Genomic DNA, 3,281 nt, shown 5'->3' on the forward strand with positions numbered 1-3,281 from the left:
GTATGTCGGCGAACAACTCCCCGACTACATGGTCCCCGCCGCGATCATGGTCCTGGACCACCTGCCGTTGACCGTCAACGGCAAACTCGACCGCACAGCCCTGCCCGCCCCCGACTACACCCTCGGCCGGTACCGGGCCCCCCGCACCCGGGAAGAGGAAACCCTGGCCGCCCTGTTCGCCGACATCCTCGGGGTTCCCCGGGTCGGGATCGACGACTCCTTCTTCGACATGGGCGGACATTCCCTCCTCGCGACCCGCCTGATCAGCAAGGTCCGCGCCACCCTCGGGGTCGAACTGCCCATCCGGGTGTTGTTCGACAACCCCACCATCACCGCACTGGCCCCCCTGCTCCACAGGAACTTCCCAACCGAATCATCGAACCCCCTGGTGAACCTGCTCACCGTCAACCCGTCTGGTTCGCGGCCTCCCCTCTTCTGCATCCATCCAGGCGGTGGAATTGCCTGGAGCTTTCTGACTCTCGCCCGACACCTCCCGGACCAACCGATCTACGGCCTCCAGGCCCGCGGATTCGACGGCGTTGAACCGCTCGCACACTCCATCACGGAAATGGTGAACGACTACGTCGACCAAGTGGTTGCTCAGTCACCTCGTCGCCCCGTCGAACTGCTCGGTTGGTCATTCGGTGGTGTGATCGCCCACGCTATGGCCGTCGAGCTTCATCAGCGGGGGCGCCCGGTGAGCCGGCTTGTCGTCATGGACAGCGCACCGAGCATTCCCTCCAACGACGAACCAAACAGGCAAACATTCACAGACGAGGCTGCATTGCGGAAATTCGTCCGGACGCAAGCGGAATCCAGGTACGGAGATATCACCCAGTCTCCGGGATTCGCAGCGCTCGAGGAATCGATACTCAACATTTATGCCAACAACGAGAAACTGCTACTGGAATACGGGTCTCCCGTCCACACCGGAGATCTGCTGATAATTCGTGCCGATACCAGTCCGGATGGGAAACCGAGCAACCCACTCAGCCCACAGTGGACCGGATTCGTGAAGGGAAGAATCATCGAGCGAACGGTGCCCGCAAAACACCACGACATGGACTCCCCTGAGGCTATGAGGCAGGTCGGCAACATCCTCGAGAGCGTTCACGGAGAAGACGACTCATAGACCACGTTGGAGGGCTCTGTCAAGTTGTTGAAATCGGCTGGTCTGGGATGATCTCGGGGTCGGGTTGCCGGCGGACACTGCTCGGTCTGATCGGTAGTGCCGTCGCTCTCGGTAGTGCTACCGCCTCACGGCACTGCGGGGCGTGAGGCTGTAGTGCTGCTGTCTGTTGCGCTCCAGCAAGTGGCTGCAACGGGTCGTGGGTCGAGACCATTGGGGTCCGAGTGCAGGCCGCCGCAAGGGATGTTCCGTAAACCGACGAATATGAACCACCCGAGCCCAAATTTGACGACCAGGCACGCTCGGTGTCCCGAAACCCGTGACCATAACCGATGTTTCACAATGCTCGGTAGCGGGGGGTTATGGAACACTGCTGCCCCGTGAGCGCACTATTGGGCTACGCGAGGGCTCCACGGCCGATCAGACCCTCGATCTGCAGAGCGACGCACTGAGAGCAGCGGGGTGTTCGAGGATCTGGACCGTGACCGCCAGTGGTGCCACCACCGAACGCCCGAACTCGACGACCTGTTCTCCCACCTGAGGTCGGGGGACACGCTGGTGGTTGTGGCGGATCGACCGCCTTGGACGATCCCTACCTCACCTACCTCCCAAGCCGTCGACACCCACAGCCCTTCAGGGCTGTGGGTGTCACGATGTACTCGGTCAGCTACTACGGATCTTCCGATTGCGTACATGGAGAACCGCCTGGTGCAGGGCTGGTAGTAGGAGCGCGGTAGCCAGGAACGCGATCCCGAACGCATAGTCCTTGTTGGCCACGAACCACACCAGCAATCCGAGCGCCAGCACCAGAATCACCGAACCGATCGCGCGTGTCGTCGCGCCGACGCCGGATCGCCGAATCCAGCGCATCGACAAGAACGCGACCATGTATGCCAATGCAGCTAGCACGACTCCCCCGGCGACTGTCACTCCTTTTTCTTCGGTTGTTCGTCCTTCGGTGAGATCAGTAGACGAACCGCCACAAGCGCTGCGGCACCGAAGATGAGCCCCACGACGACGATCTGCGCGACCACGGACCAGGAACGGAACTGCACACCAGCGACGACCGAACCTATCGTCAGAACCACCAAACCAGCGGTCAGGCCTTGAACCTCGTTTTTCCTCAGACGCATTTTCCTCAGACGCATTTGAATGAAGGGAGTGGGTTAGGGAAGTCCAAATAGTTGATCTCTAATGCTTGGCCGAGGGAGGCGACCGCAGCAGCAGCGACGGCTGAAACACCTGCTCTGGCGAGTACTTTCACAGAGAGCCTTTCGTATGCACGAAGAACATACCGAATTGTGTTCTTCACGGGAGGCTAGCTGCGCAAACCGAATTGTGCGGCCAGATTTGGGCTACCGATGCTGGGTGGCGAACGAATTCGACGCCGCTCTGCCCCCGACCACACCCGATCAGATGCCACTTTGCACTTCCGGTCAGCTTCCGGAGTATCGGGTGTGATGAGGTCAGCTCGTAGTTTCCGTTTCGACGGTGGCGAGTAGTCGGTACACGGTGGCGCGGGACATGCCTGTGAGCTTTCCGATCTCGACGGCACTCATGCCCCGGTCGCGGTACTTGCGGGCCTTGTCGACGTCCTCGGTGTTGAACGTGGGGCGCCGGCCACCCTTGCGGCCGTTCGCTGCGGCCGCGGCCAATCCTGCCTTGGTGCGTTCGATCATCGTGTCGCGTTCGAGTTGCGCGAACGCCGACATGACGGTGAGCATTGCCCTGCCCATCGCCCCTTCGGTGGTCAGCCCTTCGGTGATGCTGCGGAATCCGATGCCGCGGGCGTGCAGGTCGTCGACCAGCTGCAGCAGGTGGACGGTGTTGCGGCCCAGTCGGTCGAGTTTCCACACGGTGAGCACGTCGCCGGGGCGCAGGTAGCCGAGTGCGGCGTCGAGCTGCGGGCGTGACGTCTTGGCACCGGACACACCGTGGTCGGTGAACACCTTCTCGGCGGCCGCGGCCGCGAGTGCGTCGAGTTGTAGTTGCGGGTTCTGGTCGGTGGTGCTTACTCGCGCGTATCCGATGACTGTCACTGCGCTCCTGTCTCGCAATCCCGTGTCTGTTCGGTTCTGAGACTAGATGGTTTGCAAGACGGTTTGCAAGACGATTTGTCGGGGTGCCGCCGCAGGAACTCGGGGATCTCAGT

At 61.6% G+C, this 3,281-nt stretch carries 4 protein-coding genes; 1 reads left to right on the forward strand and 3 read right to left on the reverse strand.

Features of this window, described 5'->3' with window-relative positions; all coding sequences use genetic code 11:
* Window positions 1-1,132: alpha/beta fold hydrolase (locus RM2_RS22815; RefSeq protein ID WP_139277925.1), on the forward strand; the 1,132-nt coding region annotated here is incomplete at its 5' end.
* Between the two features lie 660 nt (window positions 1,133-1,792).
* Here the strand turns inward: RM2_RS22815 and RM2_RS24780 are convergent.
* The 3 genes from RM2_RS24780 to RM2_RS22830 all read right to left on the reverse strand — a co-directional run bounded on the left by RM2_RS24780 (window position 1,793) and on the right by RM2_RS22830 (window position 3,168).
* Window positions 1,793-2,059 (reverse strand): hypothetical protein, encoded by a 267-nt coding sequence (locus RM2_RS24780; RefSeq protein WP_169846814.1) that lies wholly within the window; start codon window positions 2,057-2,059, stop codon window positions 1,793-1,795.
* A complete protein-coding gene (locus tag RM2_RS22825) occupies window positions 2,056-2,262 on the reverse strand; it encodes a hypothetical protein (protein ID WP_072691736.1) in 207 nt (68 codons plus the stop codon). The genes RM2_RS24780 and RM2_RS22825 overlap by 4 nt, the downstream gene beginning before the upstream one ends.
* Before the next feature lie 333 nt (window positions 2,263-2,595).
* Complete coding sequence (locus RM2_RS22830; protein WP_072691737.1) at window positions 2,596-3,168, reverse strand: recombinase family protein; 573 nt, start codon at window positions 3,166-3,168, stop codon at window positions 2,596-2,598.
* Window positions 3,169-3,281 lie beyond the last annotated feature (113 nt).

The sequence above is a fragment of the Rhodococcus marinonascens NBRC 14363 genome, assembly GCF_001894885.1.
Taxonomy (GTDB): Bacteria; Actinomycetota; Actinomycetes; order Mycobacteriales; family Mycobacteriaceae; genus Rhodococcus_F; species Rhodococcus_F marinonascens.

Excerpts from the sequence above, each read along its gene's own strand:
- RM2_RS22825 (WP_072691736.1), bottom strand. The coding sequence starts at position 2,262 with ATGCGTCTGAGGAAAAACGAGGTTCAAGGCCTGACCGCTGGTTTGGTG.